The following is a 21,377-nucleotide window of genomic DNA, read 5'->3' as shown; positions in this document are numbered from 1 at the left end:
GGGTAGGGCGCACATGGCCACCATCAGGCAGGCGGGCGGCAGGCCCGCCGTCGATTATCTGGCACGGGACTACGAGTCCCTGCTGTCGTCCATGCGCGCCCTCATCCCGGACCGCCTGCACCAGTGGAAGGACTTCGCCAACGAGGCCGATCTCGGCAACGTGCTGCTGGAGCTGTTCGCTCACATGGGCGACATCCTCAGCTACTACCAGGACCGGGTGGCCAACGAGAGTTTCCTGAGCACAGCGCGTACCCGGCGCAGCGTCATCGACCACCTGCGCCTGATCGGCTACGAACTGGGCACCGCTGCTCCTGCCGCGGCCGTGCTCAGCGTCAGCGTGCCGGGGACGGTCGATGACACCGTCACGCTCTTCAGAGGCGACGCCTTCGCCACCCGTGGCCGCGGCGACCGGCCCAGCCTTCGCTTCGAATACACTCGGCAAGCCCCGCTGGTCATCGACTTCGGAGCCATCCGGCCCGACCGGCGCACCCTGCGCAAGGTGTTCGTCGGTGTCCCGGTCGAAGAGGGCCGGCTCATCTCGGAGGAGCACCTCGGCACCTCCGACGGCACGGCGAACCAGCACTTCCCTCTGACCCACCCGAGACTGATCAGACGCCCGCAGACGGCGGGAGACCTGCTGATCCAGACAAGGCTGGGAGGCAGAACAGAGCAGTGGACCGCGCGCGAGACCCTGGCCTTCAGCCAAGCCGACCAACCTGACTACGTCATGGAGATCGACACCGAGGACCGGGCCACCGTGCTGTTCGGCGATGGCCTGCTCGGCAGGGTCCCGCCCGCCGGAGCGGTCGTGCTGGCCACCTATCGCGTCGGAGGCGGCCTCGCGGGCAACGTGATCGCCGGTGAGATCGACACCATTGTCGCGGCGCCGCAGCTGGACGGCCTGGGAGCGAAGGTCACCAATCCGCAGCCCGGCGGCGGCGGGGCGGAACGCGAGAGCATCGAGCACGCCGTCCGTCACGCGCCCGCCGTCTTCCGCTCGCTGGGGCGCGCGGTGACCGTCGGCGACTACAAGGCGCTCGCGCTGCGATTCAAGGGCGTGGCCAAGGTACGAGCCGTGCCGACCGGCTCGAACCGGGTCACGCTGTGCGTGGCGCCCGAGGGCGGCGGCAAGGTCAGTGACGTGCTGGAAGAAGGGCTGCTCGGTTACCTCGAGGACAAGCGCATGATCAATCAGATCGTCGAGGTGGTCGATGTCGACTACGTCCCCTTTTACGTGAGCGCCGATATCGGCGTCGAGAGCTCGTACGCCGGCGCGGAGGTGCTCGAACGGGTACGTCGGGCGGCCGCCGGCCTGCTGGCCTTCGAGCACGTGGACTTCGCCCAGTCCCTCTACCTCAGCAGGTTCTACGAGGAGATCCAGAACGCCGCCGGCGTGCTCTACGTCAGCATCACCGAGTTCAGGCGCGGCGACCCGCTCGCGCCGGGCGGCAGGACCGCTGACGCGATCGAGTCGCACGGCAAGATCGAACTGGGCGCCAACGAGATTCCGGTCATCCCCTCCGATCCCGCCTATGCCACCGGGATCAACGTCAAGATCGTCGAGCGGGAAAGGTCCTGACATGCGGCTGCTCGACCTCACCGCCACCCCGCACTCCAGCGGCAACCGCATCGACCTCGCCTGGCGCACCCCGGAGCCGGATCGCCTGACGGGAGTGCGGGTCATGCGCCGCCGCGACACCCACCCGACGAGCCCGTCCGACGGGGAACTCATCGCCGAGGGGCTCGGCCTCACCGCCGTCACCGACTGCGGCCTGCACGGCGAGACCGTCTACTACTACACGTTGTTCCCCTTCGACGGAGGCCGGCGATCGTACGAGCCGGACCCGGGCAACAAGATCTCCGCGATGGCCCTGTCCCGCTACGACTTCGCGCAGCAGATGTACGACCTGCTGCCCGCCCTCTACCACCGCTACGACGCCGAGCACCGCTACCTGCGGCGCTTCCTCGACCTGCCGGGCAGCGAACTCGACCGGCTCTACAGCATCGCCACGGCCATGTTGTCGGTGAAGGACCTGCGACGGGTGGACGGGGCCCTGCTTCCCCTGCTGGCGCAGTGGATCGGGTGGCCGACCGACCGAAGCGCGCCGGTGGCCACCCAGCGCAACGAGGTCCGCCAGGCGGCCCGCCTCTACCAGACGATCGGCACCATCGCGGCGCTCGATGCCACGGTGGCGCGGGTGACCAGGTGGACGGGCCGTACCAAGGAGTTCACCCACAACGTGGCGCGTACCAACCAGCCGGAGCGGCTGAACCTGTGGTCGGCGCGCAGGGACGGCGCGGGCCAGTGGCTGGAGCCCGGGCTGACGTCGGTCAACTTCGCCTACGACGGTCGTCCGGCGGCAGTGCGCGAGCCCGACGGCTCGGTGCTGGTCTTCTACCACACGTATCGCCGGGGAGGCTGGGATCTGTGGGCCAAGCGCCTGCGCGACGGCCAGTGGGAGGCGAGCCGGCCGGTCGTGGAGTGGCACGGCATGGATCAGCACCCGGCGGTCGCCAGGCAGCGGGCGACGTTGTGGCTGTTCTGGGAGAGCTACGACCCGGTCTACCGCGGCCGGTACCTGTCGTTCAGCAAGCGCAGCGACGGCACCTGGACGCCACCACAGGTGTTCATGGACCAGCGGACGGACCGGCACCGACCCGCCGCGGTGAGCGACGCGGCCGGCGGCGTGTGGCTGTTCTGGCTGGAGCCGGACGGGATCCGCTACAACAGGCACGACGGCGCGGACTGGGAGCTGTCCGAGCCGGGCCTTCTCACCGCCGGAGATGACCTGGACGACCTCTTCGCGCTCATGACCGACGATCGGCTGTGGCTGTTCTGGACGTACCGGGACACCGACGCGGCCGGGCGGACCTGGTCGAGCGTGGCGTACCGCAGCCTCGACCTGTCCGCCGACGAGTGGTCGCCGGTGTACCACCTGCCCAAGACCGGTCACGACCATGATCGCCAGCCCGCCGCGCGGGCGATCAAGGGAGGCATCGAGCTGTTCTGGAGCACGACCCGCCACGGCGGCTGGTCGATCAGCCGCAACACCCTGACCACCGACTGGGGCGAGGCCGAGCAGGTCGGATCGAGCCCGGCGACGCGCCGCGCCCCCCTGCCGGTGGACCTCGGCGCCGACGGCACGCTCCTGCTCTATCGCTCCAACCAGAGCGTGGAACGCTCCAGCGCCGTGTTCGGCGCGACCCGCACCCTGGACCACCGCTACGCCGGGACGACCACCGTCGACACCACGGCGAAGGCCAAACTCGCCCTGCGCGGCAGCTTCGCTGACTTCCAGACGTACCTGTACGACAACGGGCGCACCAACGCGGACCGGATCGCCGACGACACCATCGGGGTGTTTCTCACACCGCCTCGCGCCGTCGATCCCGACCAGGCCGCCGAGATCGTCACCCGGCTGGGCAGGGTGCTTGCCGACTTCGTGCCGGTGACCACCCGCCCGGTCTTCATCTGGACGGAGTAGCGACATGTTCACTTACGTCACCAGAGTCGGACGGTGCACCGACGGGCCGGAGCCCATCGATGAGAAGTGCGGCTGTAGCAGCGGCTTCGACGTGCGGAGGTACGCCGACGGCGGGCTGCTCGCCGCGCCCGAGAAGTGGACCGTCAGCAAGCCGTACGACGCCGACGAAGTGGCGGCCGATCTGGCGGCCGAGCGGGTGATGGCCGGCCAGAACGGGCAGCGCGCCAACGACCTGGCCGGCTTCGGCCGGGCCTTCGGCCACGACTTCGCCGGCGTAAGGCTGCACACCGACGGCGCCGCCGCCGGCTTCGCCAGGACGATGCACGCGCAGGCCGTCACGGTCGGACGGCAGATCTTCTTCCGTGAGGGCGCCTACCAGCCGCACACCCCCAAGGGCCGGCGGCTGCTGGCACATGAACTGGCCCATGTCGTCCAGAACGACCGCGACCACCAGCCGCGGGTACGCCGCTACCACTGCCCCACCCAGGACCCGCCGAGCATCAATCCCATGACCGGGATCGCCGTGCACCAAGCCATCCAGAAGCTCTTCGCGCTGACCGTGAAGGGAGCACTCAGCATCGGCATCCCCGGCGCGTCCGACAGGCCCAGACGTACGGAAGGGTTGTGCGGTGCGCCGAAAACAGTGATACCGCCCCAGCCTCTCGGCGGCCGAGCCGGAATGGGTTTCCCCGACCTGGCCGTGATCCGGAACAGGGTGCTGTCCATCGCTGAGATCAAGCCGGCTTCCAAGGCGTGCCTGGTCGATGGCGAGTTCCAGCTCAGCAACTACCTGGAGCAGGCCACCGCCATGGATGACAAGCAGGTCGCCTGGCGTAAGGGGATAGGCGTCGACGTCGTCAGCGGTATTGACGCGTCCATCTTCCCCGGCCGCGTCATACTCGCAGGGCCCGTCGCCATCTGGTTCGACTGGTGCCTTCCCGGGCTGCTCGGCTACCACCTCTACAGGCTGCTGCCGCTGCCCATGACGGTCACCCAGGACGCTCGAGACAAGGAGCGCGAGAACCTCAGGCAGGAGGCCAGACGACGGCGGCTGGTCATCGCGGGGGCCGCAGCGGCGGGCGTCACCGCAGCCGTGAGGGTGATCGCGGGCAAGGCGGTTTGGCGGCATTTCTGGGCCGTGGTGATCAAGCGGTTCGCGGTGCGCGCGGCCGCGGCGGCGGCGCTCGCGCTGGCCGACGGGCCGCTGCCCTTCGGTGAACTGCTCGACCTGGGGCTCGCCGTGGTCACCGTCGCGCAGATCGCCATCGAGTGGAACGACCTGTGGCGGCAGGCCGACGAGTTGGCCGCACAGGAGGGCGCGTGATCCGGGCGGCCCGGAGCGCGATTTACGAGCTCTTTGTGTGACCTTGCCGAATAAGCAGCGTGCGGTCGCTGTTCAGGGGCCCGCCGGCGGATAGATATGGAAGAGGCGGTTCGGCGAGAAGATGGGCCTTCACCTCGGGGATCGACTGTTCACGTGACCTAGTATTCACCGGGGTGAGGGATGGCTGACTTTTCCCGGCCACCGTCTGAGGTTCTGGGGCAGAGCCTCAGCAAAGGCTATGTCGGGGCGCACGTCGAGCAAGGTGTTCCCGTGCTCGACCGCGATCTGAACCTCCAGCACGACCTCGTCTCGTCCACGGTGCGTTCGATCGTCTCGAGTTATGTCGGCGACGGCATTTCAGTGGGGTCGAAGGTTTTCGAGATCCGCTCGATCCCGCCTGACCCGGAGCAGCTGGAATCGGAGTCGGACAACGACTTCTGGATCCTCGCCGGAAAGTCGGTGTCGGACACGTGCCTTGTGGGCGGCGTCGAGGTGAGGAACTTCACCAAGCTCAAATACAGCTCGCAGAAACTTCCCGAACTGACGACACCGGATCGCGAACAGGGCCCGATCCGCGAGGACGTCGTCTACCTGGACGTGTCGATGAGCACGGTGGACGGAACGACGGACAAGGATCTGCTGAACCGCGGCGACATCGGCACACAGACGTCCGTACGGCTTCGCCCTTCCTGGGTGGTGCGGGTCGCCGAGGGGAAGGCGGAGCCTCCCGCACCGGCTGAGCCCGGGCACACCTACCTTCCGCTGGCGCTGCTGCGGCGCAAGTCGGGCAATCCCGCGATCGAATCGCAAATGATCACGGATGTTCGGCAGCTCATCCTGCCTCTCACCGAAGTCCAACGCCAGCTCGACCTGATGGAAAGGCTCCTGCTGAGGCCGTACTTCGACCCCAACCCGCTCAACCAGCTCGATCCGGTATTCGGCGGCCTCAACGCGGACGTGACGTTGCACGGACGCAACTTCAATGTCTATGCAGAGGACATGGTCAAGGTCTTCTTCGGCTCGGATCCTGTGGAAGTCCGCTCGACCGCTGCGACCACCATCCAGATTCGCATTGGGAAGCCACTCCAACAACGACCAACGCACGTGACCATCGAGACGGCCGGCGGTTCGGTGACCAGCGACGCGGTCTTCTCCTTCAAAAATGGTGGCGAACGCCCGGAGTTCACGGCCGGTGCGATCGAGTTCACTCCGCGATCTGGCGGCAAGGACGTCGACGTCACCCTGTACGGCACGAACTTCGACGTCACATCAGCGGTGTGGTTCGGAACGAACGCCATTGCGGAGATCGTCCGAGTCATACCGGAGGGCCTGGTGGTGAAGGTCCCCGACGGTCTGCTCGGACAGGTGCCCATCAACGTCGCCACGGCCGGTGGTGTCGCCACCACGAGGGAGCCCTTCAACGCAGGCACGGCTCCGGAGTTCGCCGCCTCCGGTGCCCAGTTCACTCCTGACACGGGCAGGGCGGGCGACCGCGTGTACCTGTCGGGAAGGCACTTCGACGCGCCACCCGTCTCGGTGTTCTTCGGCATGTTGGCCGCAGAGGTAGTCAGCGTCGACGACGAGCTCATCGTTGCCACGGTGCCGCCCCAAGCCGTGGGAGCCCAACGGATCCGTGTCATCACCTGCGTCGGCTCCGCGGTGAGTGACGACACTTTCACCGTCGTGTCCCACTGAGGAGGATGATGTGGTCGAGGTCTATCCCAAGGGACAAGCTGCCCCGGAACACCTGGAGGCGGGGGCGGCAACCTCGCTGCTGGAGTTCACCGAACAGTCCACGGCTGATCCGGCAACGGGGCACAGGGACATGTGGATCAGGATCGTCAAGGTGGGCGACGGTTGTGGTCCTTCGGGGCCACCGCACCCGACGGTCCGGCTGAAGGCCGACACCGGGGAGCTCGTGGAGGTGCCGATCTCGCCAACGCCGGTCGTGATCCTCAACGGGCCACCGGGTTCACCTCAGGCGGCGAACGCGAAGATGACCGCGGAGGCCGATGACGTCTACCTGGTCCGGGTCACCATCCTTGTCCCTATTGCCAAATGGCAGCTCCAGCTGGTGAACAACGAGGCGACGGCACGTGGCTTCGTCTGGGTGGTCGCCGAACGGAAGGACGACAGCCGGCACCCGTGGATCGACCTGCCGCTCGCGCTCGACTTCGCGGCCGACGTCGGACAGGAGGTCACGCGGAGCGTCCAGGTCGTCAATCGTGGCACCGGGACTCTCACGATCGGAGACAGCGAGGGATTCAAGCCGGGCCCGGGTTTCGTCCTCACCAGCGTGCCGACGAGCCTCAAACCCAACGCCTGCGCCAACTTGGACGTGACCTTCACCGGTGCGCCCGGGCCCGCCACTGTTCACGCCGTCTACGACGCCACCAGCAACGACACGAAGGCGAAGACGACCGCCGGGCACAATCACCGGGTCGCGCTGACGGCTGTCACCCTGCTGCCCCCCGGCACGATCCTGCTCGCCGACCGAGACACAGCCGGAGTGGACGGGGATTCCGCGGGCGCGGTCATCAGGGTGGACCCGACGACGGGACAGCAGGTGAGGTTGTTCGGCGGCCGGCAAATCGCCGGACCCTCCGGCGTGGCCATCGAGGCAGAGGGAACGATTCTGGTCCTCCGCGAGAACGAGCTCGTCCGGCTGGACCTGACGACGGGACAGCACTCGGTCGTGGCCTCCGGCGACCCACTGGGCAGATTCCACGTGGGGCTGGCCATCGAGGACGACGGCCAGATTCTCCTCACCCACACCGGACGCAGGGGCCACGGCAAGGGCGAGCTCGTCAGAGTCCGTCCGGACACCGGCGAGAAGACTGTACTGACCGAGAGCAGATGTGATTTCGCCGGACTGGCGCTGGAGGCCGACGGCACGATTCTCGTCGTGGAACAGGGCATGTCACCTGACAAGCCGCGCGACCTCCTCAGGGTCGATCGGCACACCGGGCAACCGACCGTCCTGACCACTTTCGATCCGCCCTGCAGGCCGGTCGGGCTGGCCGTGGAGCCCGACGGCCAGATCCTGATCACCGACGCCCTCTCCGCCGACGGAACGGGCAGCTTGATCCGGTTCAACCCCACGACCATGAACAAGACGGTGGTGTCCACCGGTCAGCTCTTCCGCGCTCCGTGGGGGATCGCCGTCGAATCCACAGGTTCGATTCTGGTCTCCGACCACGAGGCGTTCGGCCACAAGGGCGGGGTAGTCCGCGTCCATCCGCAGACCGGAGAACAGACGACGGTGAGCGCCGGGGGGCTTCTGGTCAGTCCGCTCATGATCACACTCGTGCCACCCGGCGATCGCCGGGCCCGTGCCCTCTCGCCGGTCATGAGCGGCGCGACCGTCACTCGCTGACATCGGTTTCGGCCGGTGTCCCGTTCCTCTCTACGCCGCGATGGGAATTCATGGACGAGAACACGTTGAAACGGAGCGAGTACTGGGATCACGACCTGTACATGCCGCGCCTCGGCGCCACCGGCAACGCCCAGAGTTACACGGACGTGCAGCGATATCTGCTGCCCATGGACCAGATCCGCAACACCGCCTGTCTCACCTGGGGCGTGGCCGTCGGGCTGGCCGTACAGGCGCCCGGAGGCCCGGGAGGGGTGAGGATCAGTCCGGGCACGGCGATCGACGGGGAAGGCCACGTGATCGTCCTGCGGGCGGGTGGCGCGGCCGTCGTCGACCCGGCCGCGGACCCGGATCAGATCGACGACATTCTGACCGTGCCCGTCGCCGACGACGGAGTGGTGCTCGGAACGGCCAAGGTGTCCGGTGACCGCCTCCTGACCGTCACCTGGCTCGAAGTGCTGCAGCAGGAAAGCCCCGAGAACCCGCCCGTCCTCGTGCATGCGCCATGGATCCGTCTGATCGACGCGAAGGACTTCGACGACGACGGCACGCAGGTGGTGCTGGCGCTGCTCACGCTGGACGACGGCAGGGTCGTGACCTTGTCCGGGAGCAGGCGCCGTCTCGCGGGCCTGCCCACCGGCCGCCTGGAACTACGTGCCGTCACGGAGACCGCCGGAGGCGCACCTCGGGTCAGACAACGTGTGATGGCCGAGTTCGCGGCTGACCCGGAAGGCTCCGTCGTCCTCACCCTGACTTCGGGGGGCCACCTCCGTCACCCGCTTGCCATCGAGGGCACCACGGGCGACCTGGTGGTCCACTCGACGCTTCGCGCTCAGGGCAACGCCGAAATCACCGGCACTCTGACCGCCCGGGCCACCACCGAGGCCATGGGGGCGCTGAACGTCCGTGGTCCGCTGAACACGTACGGCGCGGTGAACGCGCAGGCGCCTGTGACTGCCCGTGGCGGATTGCAGGCATACGGTCTGTCGGTGCGCGGGTTCACGCAGGTGCGGCAGGACGGGCTCGCCAATGCGGGTGTCTCGTTCTTCCAGGACGGTCCCAACGCCGACCGTGCTTTCGTGGGCATGGCCGATGACAACACGGTGGGTGTCTGGTGTCAGGTGATGTACGGGTGGCCGTTGCGCATCAATGTGGCAAACGGTGAGACCCGTCTTGACGGCAGTCAGGTCATCGTGGGGAACAAGCTGGATGCCAGGGGGCCGCTGAATGTTCAGGGCGTACTTGATGCTCAGGGCGTCTTGAATGCTCATAAAACTTTCAACGCGTTTGGTGTGCTGAACGCGCAGGCGGCTGTGAATGCAAATGCCGGGTTGACTGCGCACGGTCTGGACGTCTTCCGGCGCATGCGGGTACGGCAGGCCGGGGACGCCTCGGCCGGACTCTGGTTCTTCCAGGACGGCCCCAACGTCGACCGTGCCTTCATCGGCATGTACAACGACAACGCGTGGGGCCTGTACAGCGGCCCCACCGGCCAATGGCCGCTGGTCATCGACCTCAACACCGGCGAAGCCACCTTCGCCGGCGGCGGCGAGGTATTCATCACAGGCAATCTCGACGTCCGCGGCGTCAAGGCCTATTTCCAGAACAACATTCAAGTCGAGGGAGGCGCCTTCATCGCCGACGGCATCGACGTCCGCGGTTCCCTGGCCTATTTCGGTTCTGACGACGTGCGGGTTCATGGGTCCAGGCTGTACGTCCAGAACACGCTCCGGGTGGTGGGGGCCTCGAGTCTCGAGGGCGGGCTCACGGTCCGGGGTTCCGTGGACAAGCCTGGTGGCACCTTCACCATCGACCATCCGCTCGACCCGGGCGGCAAATACCTGTCGCATTCATTCGTCGAGTCACCCGACATGCTCAACGTGTACTCCGGCGTCGCCGTCACCGACGACCAGGGCGTGGTCACCGTCCCCCTGCCCGACTTCTTCGAGACGCTCAATCGCGATCACCGGTTCCAGGTCACCCCGATCGGCCGGCTCGCCCTGGCCGCCGTGGACGACGGGGTGCGGAACAACGCCTTCACGATACGCACCGATCAGCCGAACGTCAGGGTCTCGTGGCAGGTGACCGGCGTACGGCAGGATCCGTGGGCAATGGCCCATCCTGTCGTTGTGGAAAGGGAAAAGCCGGAGGGAGAACGAGGATTGTTCCTTTACCCAGAGGAATGCGGATATGCGGCGAGCATGAGAATCATGGATCCGGTGGACGTCGGCAGGTAATTCAGAAAGGAAATCGACGTGATAGACCAGTTGCGGGAACGGCTGGGGGAGCTGACCCAGGAATATCAGATCGGCGAGGCGCAGCTGCGCGACGTCGTTCGGCAGGACGCGCTTCTTCGGGAGACGCTCCTGCGCATCAGCGGCGCCATGCAGGTGCTGGAGGAACTGTGCCAGGCGGAGGAGGCGCGGGAAGTCCCGCAGCCTTAGCCCTGGTGCTCGGATTCGTATGTCCGGAAGGAAGAATAATGACAGCGCTTCACGGAAGCACCTCAGCCCTCGATGAAGCCGGAGTCACCGGCGACAGCGCACAGTTCCACGGTGTCCTTGGGATGGCCGGGCAATCCGGGGCCTCGGGCGTCGCGGGGGTCAACGAGAACGGCGGCGACGGCGTGTCCGGCCAAGGCCACAACGGGGTGAATGGCAGAAGCCGGACCGACAACGGCGCGGGAGTGATGGGGCACAGCTCCGGTGTGACGGGCTCCGGCGTGCTCGGTGTCGGCGAAAGCGGACACGGAGTCCTGGGGGTGGGGAAAGGTGGCGCCGCGGGGGTCAAGGGCATCAACGAGAATCCCAGCGCCGTCGGGGTGCTCGGCCAAGGACACGTCGGCGTCTGGGGGCAGAGCCTCAATGAGCAAGGCTTCGGGGTGTTCGCATTCGGCGGCGAAGCCGGCGTGCTCGCCTTTTCAAACGTCCCGAGCGGGCGCGGCGTCGACGCGATAAGCGATCACGGTCCTGGGATTTACGCTCAAGGATCTCCAGCCGGCATGTTCCAGGGCGATGTCCGAATCAACGGAGCCCTGAACGTGCAGAACGTCGACGTCCTGGGCCGGATCTCCGCCGTGGAACAGGCTCTCACCAGTGCGGCCCAGCAACAGATGGTTGACCTGAAGCAACAACATGCTGCGGACGTCCAGCGTCTGACCGAGGCGATCGCCGCCCTCACCGCACGGGTGGCCGCGCTGGAAAGCTGAAACTTCCCGAGCCTTGTCTCTCCAAGCAGAGGACATGAGGGCTTGAACCGGTCCACGGCGCAGCGGGGGCGAAGCACGCCTTCGCACCCGCTGCGGAAAGTGGGAGTGTAACAACGGCTCTGTCTCAGATTCGGTGGTGACGCAAGGTGTCGTAGCGTCACGTTGAGTTGTGCTGCATGTCAATGAGCTTGTGCATACGGTGTTCTCGGAGCTATCGCCGCTGGTGGTGGAAGACGTAGCGGACGAGGGCGAGCAGATTCGGGTTCGGGCGCGAACCCCGAACGGATCTGTCGCCTGCCCGGCCTGCGGAGCCGGGACAACCCGCATACACGGCCATCACGAGCGCAGCCTGACCGATGTCCCGCTCGACGCCCGCCGCGTGCTGGTGGTGGTGCGGATCCGTCGCCTGGTCTGCCCAACGCGAAGCTGCCGTCAGACCTTCCGCGAACAACTGCCCGACGTGCTGGAACGCTACCAACGGCGCACACCCCGCCTGGCCTCCCAAATCGGCGCAGTGGCCCGCGAGCTGGCCGGACGCGCCGGCATGCGAGCTTCATCCGCGCCGGCCGTGTGCCTGTCCCGGCATACCGCACTGCGTATCCTGCTGCGCCTGAACCTGCCCCAGCTTCCGACGCCTCGGGTATTGGGAGTGGACGACTTTGCCCTGCGCCGGCGCAGCCGCTGCGCCACCGTACTGATCAACGCCGAGACCCGCGAGCGCATCGACGTCCTGCCCGGCCGCACCGCCGGCACCTTGGCGACCTGGCTGCGCGCTCATCCCGGAGTGCACGTCGTGTGCCGGGACGGCTCCGGCACCTACGTCGAAGGGATCCGCCGCGCCCTGCCGGACGCCATCCAGGTTGGTGACCGCTGGCACCAGATCCACGACCTGCTCGGCAAGGGCGTCGGCCTGTCGCGCAACGCCTGGAGGACGTGCGCAGGAAGCTCGTCACGCTCGCCGGATGCATGAACCTCGTGCCCGAGAACACAGGGTCGGTCCAGGACGAGCGCAGCGTCGTCATCGAGGAGGTCGCCGCAGCGCTCGCGCCGGCCGACGGAACGCTGCCCTTCGGTGAACTGCTCGATCTGGGGCTCGCCGCCGTCACCGTCGTGCAGATCGGCATCGAGTGGACCGAGCTGTGGCGAGAGGCCGCGACCAGCTCGTCGCGCGGAAGGGCTCGTGATCCGGGCGGGCCGGAGCGCGATCTACGAGCTCTTTGTGCGACCTTGCTGAATCAGCAACTGTGGTCGCTGTTCTGGGCTGCGCCGGCGGATAGATATGGAAAGAGGCGGTTCGGCGAGAAGATGGCCTTCACCTCGGGGATCGACTGTTCACATGACCTAGTATTCACCGGGGTGGGCGATGGCTGACTTTTCCCGGCCACTGTCTGAGGTTCTGGAGCAGAGCCTCAGCAGACGTTATATCGGGGCGCACAGTGAGCAGGGCGTCCCTGTCCATGATCGCGACCTGAATGTGCAGCACGACCTCGTCCACGGTGCGTTCGATCGTCTCCAATTATGTTGGGGACGGCATCTCGGTCGGATCGAAGGTTTTCGAGATCCGCTCGATCCGGCCGGAGGCGGAGCAGCCGGCATCGGAGTCGAACAACGACTTCTGGATTCTCGCCGGCAAGTCGGTGTCGGACACGTGCCTCGTGGGCGGCGTCGAGGTGAGGAACTTCACCAAGCTCAAATACAGCTCGCAGAAACTTCCCGAACTGACGACACCGGATCGCGAGCAGGGCCCGATCCGCGAGGACGTCGTCTACCCGGACGTGTCGATGAGCACGGTGGACGGATCGACGGACAAGGATCTGCTGAACCGCGGCGACATCGGCACGCAGACGTCCGTACGGCTACGCCCTTCCTGGGTGGTGCGGGTCGCCGAGGGGAGTCTGGAGCCTCCCGCACAGGCTCTGTCCGGGCACACCTGCTTCCGTTGGCGCTGCTGGGGTCACGGCAAGGGCCAGCTCATCAGAGTTCGCCCGGACACCGGCGAGAAGACCGTGCTGACCGAGAGCAGATGTGATTTCGCCGGAGTCGCGGTGGAGGCCGACGGCATGATCCTCGTGGTGGAACCGGGCATGTCACCCGACAAGCCGCGCGCCCTCCTCAGGGTCGATCGGCACACCGGGCAGCCGACCGTCCTGACCACGTTCGATCCTCCCTGCAGGCCCGACGGCCAGATCCTGCTCACCGATGCCGTCTGCGCCGGCGGAACGGGCAGGTTGGTCCGGTTCAACCCGACGGCCGGGAGCAAGACGGTGGTGTCCACCGGTCAGTTCTTCCGCTTCTCAGGGGGATCGCCGTCGAACCGGCGGTCCATCCCGGTGTCCGACCACGAGGCCTTCGGTCCACAAGGGCGGGGTGATCCATGTCCATCCGCAGGCGGGGAGCAGGCGACGGTGAGCGCCGGAGACCTTCTGGCCAGTCCACTCGTGATCGCGCTCGTGCCGCACGACGAACGCCGGATCCGTCCCCCCCGCCGGCCATGAGCGGCGGAGTCGTCGCACGCTGACATCGGTTGGGCCGGTGTCCTGTTCATCTGTACGCCGCGGGGAGAATTCATGGGCAACACGTTGAAACGAAGCGAGTACTGGGACCACGACCTGTACATCCCGCGCGTCGGGGCTACCGGCAACGCCCAGAGTTACACGGACGTGCAGCGATATCTCCTGCCCATGGACCAGGTCCGCAACACTGCCTGTCTCACCTGGGGTGTGGCCGCGGGTCTGACCGTACAGGCGGCCCCAGGTCCGGGCGGGGTGCGGGTCAGCCCCGGCGCGGCGATCGACGCGGAAGGGCGCTTGATCGTCCTGCGGCCGGGTGGCGCGGCCGTCGTCGACCCGGCCGCGGATCCGGATCAGATCGACGACATCCCGGCCGTCGCCGTCGCCGACGACGGAGTGGTGCTCGGGACCGTGAAGGTGACCGGCGACTACCTTCTGACCGTCACCTGGCTCGAAGTGCTACAGCGAGAAAGCCCCGAGGACCCGCCTGTTCTCGTGCACGCGCCGTGGATGCGTCTGATCCGGGCGAAGGACTTCCACGACGGCGGCCGGCAGGTGGTGCTGGCGCAGCTCACACTGGACGACGGCAATATCACGGCCTTGTCGGCAGGCATGCGGCGCCTCGTGGGCCTGCCCACCGGACGCCTGGAACTACGGGCCGTCACCGAAACCGGCGGAGGCGACCTTCAGGTCGGGCAACGCGTGATGGCCGAGTTCGCGGCTGATCCGAAGGGTGACGCCACCCTCACCGTGACCTCAGGGGGCAGTCCCCGCCGATCGCTCAGCGTCGAAGGCGCGACGGGCAACGTGTCGGTCCATACAACGCTGTTCGCCCGTGGCGACGCCGATTTCACCGGCAAACTAACCACCCGCGCCACCATCGAGGCCACCGGGGGCATGAACGTCGGCGGCTTCCTGAACGTGCTCGACACCTTGAACGCCCACAACGTCCTGAACGCGCTGGGCGGGTTGAACGTCCAAGGCACTCTCCATGCGCAGAGCCTTCTCAAGGCCGATGCGGGACTGATCGTACGTGGCGCCCTGGAGGCCTCGCCCGGCATCTGGTGCTACCAGGATGCTCCTAACGCCAGTCGTGCCTTTATCGGCATGGCGAACAACGACCTTGTCGGCATCTGGAGCAAGCCAATGCAGAATTGGTTGCTGAGCGTAAATATCAAAACCGGCGAAACGGGATTCAGCGCTGGCAAGGTTTCCCTCGCCGGTAGACTCGAGGTCACGGGCACCCTGAACGCACTAGGCCCCATGTACGTGGAAGGCCCTTTTTACACGCATGACTCCCTCGACGCCATGGCTGGACTGAGCGTACGGGGAAATCTGGACGTGCGTGGGTTGAAGGCACACTACGAGTGCCATGACTTCACCATCTACGGCGCCGGTCTCAACAGCCAGGTATGTCTGGACTACACCAATCTCAAGGTGGTGGGGTCTTCGAGTCTCGAGGGCGGGTGTAAAATCTATGGCTCCCTCAGCAAGCCTGGCGGCATGTTCCTCATCGACCATCCGCTCGACCCGACTGGTAAATACCTGTCGCACTCCTTTGTTGAATCACCAGAGATGCTGAACGTGTACTCCGGTGTCGCCGTCACCGACGACCACGGCGAGGTCACGGTCACCCTCCCGGACTTCTTCGAGGCGCTCAACCGTGACCACCGTTTTCAGGTGACTCCGATCGGTCGGCTTGCTTTGGCCGCCGTGGACGGCGGAGTACGGGAAAACACCTTCACGATACGCACCGACCAGCCGAACGTCACCGTTTCGTGGCAGGTCACTGGCGTACGTCAGGATCCGTGGGCTCTGGCCAACCCCATCGAGGTGGAAAGAGAAAAGCCAGAGGAAGAGCGCGGGCTGCTCCTCTACCCAGAGACATATGGATATCCGGTGACCATGGGAATCAATAATCGCGCGGAAGCTGAGGAGAAAGAGGATCGGCCTGATGGATCAGTTGCGAGAACGGCTGGGGGAGCTGACCAGAAATAGCAGCTTGGCTAGGCGCAGCTGCGCGACGTCGTTCGGCAGGACGTGCTTCTCCGGGAGACGCTCCTGCGCATCAGCGGCGCCATGCAGGTGCTGGAGGAACTGGGCCAGGCGGAGGAGGCGCGGGAAGTCCCGCAGCCTTAGACGATGACTCATTTGGTGAGTCGGCGGTGGCAAATAGGGGCTGCGGCGATGGCGACGAAGGCTGCGAAGTGGTCCGCTCGTAGCGTCGGTGTAAGCGGCGGCAGCCGACCAGCCAGGACCGTGCGCTCCACGACCCAGCGGTGGCGTCCCAGGCGATGACTGGACTCGATCCCGCGGCGGGCGATGCGGGGGATGCCCCGGCCGCGTAGGAAGGCGCGCAGGTGGGGGAAGTCGTAACCTTTGTCGCCGTGGAGCTTGCCGGGTCGCCGCCGTCGGGGTGCGCGGCGGGAACGGATCGGCGGAATCGACCGCACCAGCGGTTCCAGCGCCAGGCTGTCGTGGATGTTGGCGGTGCTGATCGCGACAGCCAGCGGCAGACCGGCGCGTTCGGTGACGGGGGTGGATCTTAGACCCTTTCTTGCCGCGATCGACAGGATTCGGGCCTGTCAGCTCCCCCTTTGACCGCCCGGACGTTGACCGAGTCGATCGCGCACCGCGACCAGTCCAGCTCGCCGCGGGGGCCGAGTTCGTCCAGCAGGATCCGGTACAGCTTGGCCCACACTCGCGCGGTGCTCCACCCGGTGAAGCGGCGATGCACGGTCTGCTAGGAGGCGCCGAAGACCGGCGGCAACTGCCGTCAGGCGCACCCGGTGGTGGCAACGTACACGATCGTCGCCAGAATCGTCCGATCGTCGACCCTCCGTCGCCCGCCACCTTGCGGTCGCGTCGGCGCCGGCGGCACCGCCCGCTGGAACACCTCCCACAACTCATCCGGCACCACCGTCGAAGGAACGCCTCCACGACCGATCTGACGACCAAGCCCCAAATGAGTGACGGTCTTAGTTCAGGTCGAAAACGTAGACCCTTCGAAGGATAAAAAAGAATGACAGCACTTCACGGAAGCGCCTCCGCTGCCGGCGAAGCCGGAGTCACCGGCGACAGCGCACAGTTCTACGGTGTCCTTGGGATGGCCGGGCAATTCGGGGTCTCGGGCGTCGCGGGGTCGGGACTGGCAGGTCATCGCGAGCGCGTGAGTCGGTCCCGTCCCACGACCTGCTGGCGCCCGGCGGTTGTCGTCCTTCATGGCGCCCAGGACCGCGTTGGCGGCAATGGGCCCCGCTGCACAACGACGTGGCTTGGGAGTAAGCGGGTCCTCACTTGCAACAAGCATTATGAGGGGCACTTCCGGAAAGCTCCATAGAGTAGTCATATGACTACATAAAGTAGCTGTGTTAGGGGAGTGGCAATGTCCTCCCCCAACTCCACCGCCATCACCTCCATCACCTCCATCGTCGCCCGCATCGCGACCGCCCCCGACGATGACGACTACGCCACCGCCAAGGGCTCCAACATGGTGTTCCTCGGTGCCGCAGGACGCGAGTTCCGCGCCAACCGAGACGACATCAACACCTTCGAGCCCGAAAGCGACAACGAGTACATCTTCGGCGAAGGCGCCAATGTGAACTACCCCGAACAGAACGACCTCCGCAGCACCAACCTCACTCTCGAGCACCTCAACCGGCACGACGTCTACATCCGCTACCAGACCGGCAACGACTCAAACGAGTCATGGCGAGTCGAACGCGTCGACGTCACGGTCACCGCCGCCAACGGCAGCCCGGTCTCCTACGGCGTCCTGGCGGGCCGCTACAAGCAGTGGCTCGGCAACGAAGTAGGACTCAAGCTCAGCCTCAACCGTCGCTAGCCCGACCGGGGCAAAGCACCCTCTCCCAAGGCGCCAGCCATGGAACAACAGCCCTTGGGGCGTCGACGCCGGAGCGCCAGATTGTCAGCCGTGCAAAGTGGCACTGGGGGAGCGGCCGAACTCGCGCCGGTACAGCGCGGCGAACGGCCCGGGTGGGCGAAACCCCAGCGGGCGGCGATGGCAGCCACCGAGTCGCCCCGTCCTGGGTCGGCGGCTCTCGGGTCGGCGTGGGCGTGGTACAGGCGGATCCGGCGCAGGTAGCCCAGAGGAGTGGTGTCCAGGTGGCGACGGAAGGCCAGCTGGATGGCGCGGACGGTGACGTGCGCGTCCATAACGCACCGGCCGCCTGCGAGACTGGCCGGTGGCCGGCAGCCGCACCCCCCTCGGCGCCGGAGCCGGCCTCAGCCTGACCGGGCTGGGCAGGGAGCTCGGCAGCCACGTCGCCGAGCAGGACCGGATCCAGGACGGCCACGTCGCAGGCCAGATCGCGCAGGCTCGTCCGGAAGGGTCTGTCGGGCTGGGCGGCCAGGAACACCTCGCCGGTCCGGTGCAGCACCTCTTCTCGCCCGAACTGGTAGCGCAGCTGTCCCGAGCGCAGCAGGCCGAAGCACAGTGTGCCGAGCGGTTCGCAGTCGGCCTCCAGCGCCGCCCGAACACTCACCCGGTCCAGCCGCACCCCGCCCAGCTGCTGCTGCTCGATGCGCAGGTGAGGCTGCTCGCCTGATCCGCTGAGCCGCATCGCGGTGTACTGGCGGCGTAGCACGACACCGGCCGCCTCCAGCCCCGCGGCCTGCAGCACCTGCGTCATCACCTCACCCCTTTCCCCGTCCTGGTGAGAGGGATCATGCACCCTTGCCGGCCCACAGGGTATGGCCCGGCCCGCACCCTCCGGTGGCCTGACTGGCGGGTCAGGCCAGGGCGGCCAGCGCCTGGTCCAGGGTGTCGTAGAGGGGTATGCGCTGGGCCAGGCCGGTGATCCACATGACCTTGACGCGGGCGTAGTCGGCGCCGATCAGCGCGAACCTCTCCTCGCCGGTGAGGGCGCGCTGCCAGTGGTGCACGATGAGCCCCAGGGCGCGCGAGTCCATGAAGGTCACCCCGGCCAGGTCCAGGATCAGCGCGGGGCCGGCCTGGGCGAGGTAGTCGGCGAACTGGTCGCGGGTGGTGGCATCCAGCAACCCGCTGATGGTGATGACGGCGATGCCGTCCACGAGCCGCGAGGTCAAGGTCAGCGGCGCGGGCGGTACATCGTCACTGGCCACGGTGATCACGGACTCATCGTAGTCCGGAATGTCCGCCTTGCGCATCGGCCCTGGGGAGAGTGTTTGCGCACGTCAAGAACACCCTGGACTGCTCGCGGGACCGGAGGTACGCGCGGTGTGCATGGTCAAGGTCAGCAGCGCGCCGCGGCCGGTGCGCTGCAGGTGCACCCGGTCGCACAACCGCTGAATGATCCACAGCCCGTATCCGCGCATCGCGGCCGGATCGATCTCGGCGGAGTCCAGATGCTCACGCGTCAGCCGACCGGAGGTGTCCTCGATCTGCACGGTGACCGCGCCAGGCCGGGCGCGCAGGGTGAGCGTGCCGGCGCCGCCAGCGTGGTCGAGCACGTTGGTGACCGCCTCGTTCACCGCCAGCACCAGATCCTCCAACCGCTCCCCACGCAGCCCGCCGGCCTCGGCGTAGGCGCGAACCAGATCACGCAGGCGGCCTAGATCGACGCTGATCGGGTAGCGCAGCACTCGCCGCTCCACCATCATCGCCGCCGGCCCATAACAGACCCCGGGGGGAAGTGCGTGGACATCTTGTCCCGCTGACCTGTCGATCGCACATCAAACTCCCCACAGCTGAGCAGGCGAACGCTGGGAAATTCTGTTGCTGTGGGGCTGGCGACTGTCTTGGATCCTGGGGCGCTGGCGTAGCGGCCGCGCGCGTCGCCGAACTCCGCGAGCACCCGGGCGCCGAGGATGGCGCCGATACCGGGCTGGCTGAGCAGGATCTCAGCGTCCGGGTGCCGGCCAAAATGGGCCTCGACCTGCCCTTCAAGGGTGGCGATCTGGGTGTCGAGGGTCTGCAGGACCGCGACGGTCGCCGCCACGGTGGCCGCGTAAGCGGACGCGACCAGGTCGCTTTGCCCGAGATGCTCAGCGCGTAGTTCTGCCTGGATCGCGGCGGCCTTGGCGCTCTTGTCGCGGTAGCCCTTCAGTGCCGCGGTGATCTGGATGACGGTCAGCCGTGCCGCTGCCTGCGGCGTGGAGGCCTTGGCCAGCAGCACGAGCACGGCCGTGCTGGTCAGGCCGAGCGTCTGGTAGGCCGCAAGCGCGGCGGGGAAGTAGTACCGCAGCGCCGAGCGCAGCCGCAGCATGTGCCGGGTCCGTTCTCAGATCATCGTCTGATGCGCGCGGGCGACCACCTTGACCGCCTCGGCCCCATCGGAGTCGTCGGCGATCTGGCGCAGCTGGTGGCGGCGGGTACGCACCATGTCAGCCAGCGCGCGCGCGTCGGCCTTGTCACTCTTGGCCCCGGAGTTGCCCATCACCTTCCGGTGCCGGGCGGCTTGTTTGGGGCTCACCCCGAACACCCGGTAGCCGGCCGCGACAAGCGCTCGCACCCACGGTCCCCGGTCGGTCTCGATGCACACCAGTACCTCGCCCGGTTTCTGTCGCCTCAGCCGGAAGCATCGCCGATGGTGCGTGCCGGAGCGGTCGCGCGTGGCCTGATAGGAGCATGATCGCGCTGGTCCCGTCACTGGTCTGCCCGCCCGGCCGCCAGGCATGCACCGCCACCGATGCTCCCCGACGACACAAGGACGCTCATGGCCAAGGAGCCGAAGAAGCGGCGGATCGTCGGCGGTGTCGACACCCATCACGCCGCAGTGGTGCTGATGAACGGCCGCCGCCTGGCCGATGCCGAGTTCCCGGGCACTGTAGCCGGATACGCCGAGCTGCTGGCCTGGCTGCGTTCGTTCGGCAGGCTGCACGCGATCGGGGTGGAGGGCACCGGATCCTACGGTGCCGCGCTGGCCCGGCACCTGCGCGGCCAGGACGATTAAACGATCTACCGCCGTACACGGTCCGTACACAAGAGCAAGCATGGAGCAACCAGACATGATCAACAACAAGATCCGAGGGTGGCTAGAATCGAGGATCCTCGGGTCGAACGCGGTGTTGCAGAGTAGGGCGAGTGGGACTTGAACCCACCACCCACGGATTATGAGTCGGTCCCCTGGTTGTCGCTCAGTGTCGCGGAGTGCCCTTTCTATCGCTGTGGACGGAATTCTCTCCACCGTCGTGTCGGGAAGTGATGACGGGTGCCGTGCTGCATCGCGTACGCGCGAGCAACCACTGAGCAACCATGTGTTCTTGACCATCACCATCATGTGCCGCTTACCCCTTCCTCCAGGTGTTGGAGCACGTGCCGAGCACGCTGACCGCCATCTGTACGTAGTGCCCACTTGCGCTGACGGAGAATTCTTCAGCGTGGCCCCACCTGCGATGATCGAATCAGGGTGTCAGTCGTTCGCCTGTGTTGTTCTTCTCGCTGGGCCATAAAAGGGCGCGACGACATCGGAATTCGAAACGGCTCTGAACCGCTCGCGTGATCCTTGATGCCGTAGAGAAAATCGGTCCGCCC

The 21,377-nt window shown here is 66.8% G+C and carries 19 protein-coding genes and 2 pseudogenes; 15 read left to right on the top strand and 6 right to left on the bottom strand.

The annotated features are described in order from the left end of the window. Positions 1 to 13: 13 nt before the first annotated feature. From ABZ444_RS33535 to ABZ444_RS33480, 12 genes and pseudogenes are all read left to right on the top strand, one after another. Positions 14 to 1,579 (top strand): baseplate J/gp47 family protein, encoded by a 1,566-nt coding sequence (locus tag ABZ444_RS33535; RefSeq protein WP_358005724.1) that lies wholly within the window; start codon positions 14 to 16, stop codon positions 1,577 to 1,579. Position 1,580: 1 nt separating this feature from the next. Beyond that, positions 1,581 to 3,485, top strand: a complete 1,905-nt coding sequence (locus ABZ444_RS33530; RefSeq protein WP_358005721.1) for a phage tail protein — start codon at positions 1,581 to 1,583, stop codon at positions 3,483 to 3,485. A gap of 4 nt (positions 3,486 to 3,489) precedes the next feature. Next, complete coding sequence (locus ABZ444_RS33525) at positions 3,490 to 4,809, top strand: DUF4157 domain-containing protein (RefSeq protein ID WP_358005718.1); 1,320 nt, start codon at positions 3,490 to 3,492, stop codon at positions 4,807 to 4,809. A 270-nt stretch (positions 4,810 to 5,079) separates the two neighbouring features. Beyond that, positions 5,080 to 6,504, top strand: coding sequence for an IPT/TIG domain-containing protein (locus ABZ444_RS33520; protein ID WP_358005715.1), 1,425 nt, complete (start codon positions 5,080 to 5,082; stop codon positions 6,502 to 6,504). Positions 6,505 to 6,514: 10 nt separating this feature from the next. After that, on the top strand, positions 6,515 to 8,185 hold the full coding sequence (locus ABZ444_RS33515; protein ID WP_358005713.1) for a hypothetical protein: 1,671 nt from the start codon (positions 6,515 to 6,517) through the stop codon (positions 8,183 to 8,185). 50 nt (positions 8,186 to 8,235) lie between these two features. Continuing rightward, entirely contained in the window at positions 8,236 to 10,419 is a 2,184-nt protein-coding gene (locus ABZ444_RS33510; protein WP_358005711.1) for a hypothetical protein, read from the top strand. A gap of 18 nt (positions 10,420 to 10,437) precedes the next feature. Then, positions 10,438 to 10,626, top strand: a complete 189-nt coding sequence (locus ABZ444_RS33505) for a hypothetical protein (RefSeq protein ID WP_358005709.1) — start codon at positions 10,438 to 10,440, stop codon at positions 10,624 to 10,626. A 38-nt stretch (positions 10,627 to 10,664) separates the two neighbouring features. After that, positions 10,665 to 11,390: a hypothetical protein gene (locus tag ABZ444_RS33500; RefSeq protein ID WP_358005707.1), complete on the top strand. Its 726-nt coding sequence runs from the start codon at positions 10,665 to 10,667 to the stop codon at positions 11,388 to 11,390. 199 nt (positions 11,391 to 11,589) lie between these two features. Next, positions 11,590 to 12,282, top strand: a pseudogene (locus ABZ444_RS33495) (ISL3 family transposase); the annotation flags it as partial. Between the two features lie 74 nt (positions 12,283 to 12,356). Beyond that, positions 12,357 to 12,761, top strand: a complete 405-nt coding sequence (locus ABZ444_RS33490; RefSeq protein ID WP_358005704.1) for a hypothetical protein — start codon at positions 12,357 to 12,359, stop codon at positions 12,759 to 12,761. Positions 12,762 to 12,886: 125 nt separating this feature from the next. Beyond that, the gene (locus ABZ444_RS33485) at positions 12,887 to 13,885 is read left to right on the top strand and encodes a hypothetical protein (RefSeq protein ID WP_358005701.1); all 999 of its coding nucleotides are present in this window, start codon (positions 12,887 to 12,889) and stop codon (positions 13,883 to 13,885) included. A 72-nt stretch (positions 13,886 to 13,957) separates the two neighbouring features. After that, positions 13,958 to 15,898: a hypothetical protein gene (locus ABZ444_RS33480; protein ID WP_358005698.1), complete on the top strand. Its 1,941-nt coding sequence runs from the start codon at positions 13,958 to 13,960 to the stop codon at positions 15,896 to 15,898. A 149-nt stretch (positions 15,899 to 16,047) separates the two neighbouring features. Here the strand turns inward: ABZ444_RS33480 and ABZ444_RS33475 are convergent. Continuing rightward, a pseudogene (locus tag ABZ444_RS33475) lies at positions 16,048 to 16,847 on the bottom strand (IS5 family transposase). 438 nt (positions 16,848 to 17,285) lie between these two features. Between ABZ444_RS33475 and ABZ444_RS33470 the strand changes: the two are divergent. After that, positions 17,286 to 17,744 (top strand): hypothetical protein, encoded by a 459-nt coding sequence (locus ABZ444_RS33470; RefSeq protein ID WP_358005695.1) that lies wholly within the window; start codon positions 17,286 to 17,288, stop codon positions 17,742 to 17,744. On the opposite strand, the gene ABZ444_RS33465 is transcribed toward ABZ444_RS33470, so the two are convergent. Next, complete coding sequence (locus ABZ444_RS33465) at positions 17,741 to 18,076, bottom strand: helix-turn-helix domain-containing protein (RefSeq protein ID WP_358005692.1); 336 nt, start codon at positions 18,074 to 18,076, stop codon at positions 17,741 to 17,743. The two genes, ABZ444_RS33470 and ABZ444_RS33465, sit on opposite strands and share 4 nt — an antisense overlap. Before the next feature lie 29 nt (positions 18,077 to 18,105). Between ABZ444_RS33465 and ABZ444_RS33460 the strand changes: the two genes are divergently transcribed. After that, positions 18,106 to 18,468 carry a hypothetical protein gene (locus ABZ444_RS33460; protein WP_358005689.1) on the top strand — a complete coding sequence of 121 codons (363 nt, stop codon included), beginning with the start codon at positions 18,106 to 18,108 and terminating at the stop codon, positions 18,466 to 18,468. 184 nt (positions 18,469 to 18,652) lie between these two features. Here ABZ444_RS33460 and ABZ444_RS33455 read toward each other — a convergent pair whose 3' ends face one another. The 4 genes from ABZ444_RS33455 to ABZ444_RS33440 all read right to left on the bottom strand — a co-directional run bounded on the left by ABZ444_RS33455 (position 18,653) and on the right by ABZ444_RS33440 (position 20,520). Beyond that, a complete protein-coding gene (locus ABZ444_RS33455; RefSeq protein ID WP_358005686.1) occupies positions 18,653 to 19,015 on the bottom strand; it encodes an STAS domain-containing protein in 363 nt (120 codons plus the stop codon). Between the two features lie 63 nt (positions 19,016 to 19,078). Then, complete coding sequence (locus tag ABZ444_RS33450; protein ID WP_358005683.1) at positions 19,079 to 19,486, bottom strand: ATP-binding protein; 408 nt, start codon at positions 19,484 to 19,486, stop codon at positions 19,079 to 19,081. Between the two features lie 14 nt (positions 19,487 to 19,500). Then, entirely contained in the window at positions 19,501 to 20,109 is a 609-nt protein-coding gene (locus ABZ444_RS33445; protein ID WP_358005680.1) for a hypothetical protein, read from the bottom strand. 15 nt (positions 20,110 to 20,124) lie between these two features. Beyond that, positions 20,125 to 20,520 (bottom strand): transposase, encoded by a 396-nt coding sequence (locus ABZ444_RS33440; protein WP_358005677.1) that lies wholly within the window; start codon positions 20,518 to 20,520, stop codon positions 20,125 to 20,127. A gap of 39 nt (positions 20,521 to 20,559) precedes the next feature. On the opposite strand from ABZ444_RS33440, the gene ABZ444_RS33435 reads away from it, so the two are divergent. After that, positions 20,560 to 20,796 (top strand): transposase, encoded by a 237-nt coding sequence (locus ABZ444_RS33435; RefSeq protein ID WP_358005674.1) that lies wholly within the window; start codon positions 20,560 to 20,562, stop codon positions 20,794 to 20,796. Positions 20,797 to 21,377 lie beyond the last annotated feature (581 nt).

The organism is Nonomuraea sp. NPDC005730 (assembly GCF_040630865.1).
Classification (GTDB): domain Bacteria; phylum Actinomycetota; class Actinomycetes; order Streptosporangiales; family Streptosporangiaceae; genus Nonomuraea.
Note: the sequence above shows the minus strand (reverse complement) of the source record. Positions and strands in the feature narration are given on the sequence as shown.

Bases quoted from the DNA above. Each gene is read 5' to 3' on its own strand.
- ABZ444_RS33535 (WP_358005724.1), top strand. From the start codon at position 14: ATGGCCACCATCAGGCAGGCGGGCGGCAGGCCCGCCGTCGATTATCTG.
- ABZ444_RS33530 (WP_358005721.1), top strand. From the start codon at position 1,581: ATGCGGCTGCTCGACCTCACCGCCACCCCGCACTCCAGCGGCAACCGC.
- ABZ444_RS33525 (WP_358005718.1), top strand. From the start codon at position 3,490: ATGTTCACTTACGTCACCAGAGTCGGACGGTGCACCGACGGGCCGGAG.
- ABZ444_RS33510 (WP_358005711.1), top strand. From the start codon at position 8,236: ATGGACGAGAACACGTTGAAACGGAGCGAGTACTGGGATCACGACCTG.
- ABZ444_RS33500 (WP_358005707.1), top strand. From the start codon at position 10,665: ATGACAGCGCTTCACGGAAGCACCTCAGCCCTCGATGAAGCCGGAGTC.
- ABZ444_RS33490 (WP_358005704.1), top strand. From the start codon at position 12,357: ATGAACCTCGTGCCCGAGAACACAGGGTCGGTCCAGGACGAGCGCAGC.
- ABZ444_RS33480 (WP_358005698.1), top strand. From the start codon at position 13,958: ATGGGCAACACGTTGAAACGAAGCGAGTACTGGGACCACGACCTGTAC.
- ABZ444_RS33470 (WP_358005695.1), top strand. From the start codon at position 17,286: ATGTCCTCCCCCAACTCCACCGCCATCACCTCCATCACCTCCATCGTC.
- ABZ444_RS33465 (WP_358005692.1), bottom strand. From the start codon at position 18,076: ATGGACGCGCACGTCACCGTCCGCGCCATCCAGCTGGCCTTCCGTCGC.
- ABZ444_RS33445 (WP_358005680.1), bottom strand. From the start codon at position 20,109: ATGCTGCGGCTGCGCTCGGCGCTGCGGTACTACTTCCCCGCCGCGCTT.
- ABZ444_RS33440 (WP_358005677.1), bottom strand. From the start codon at position 20,520: ATGCCTGGCGGCCGGGCGGGCAGACCAGTGACGGGACCAGCGCGATCA.
- ABZ444_RS33435 (WP_358005674.1), top strand. From the start codon at position 20,560: ATGGCCAAGGAGCCGAAGAAGCGGCGGATCGTCGGCGGTGTCGACACC.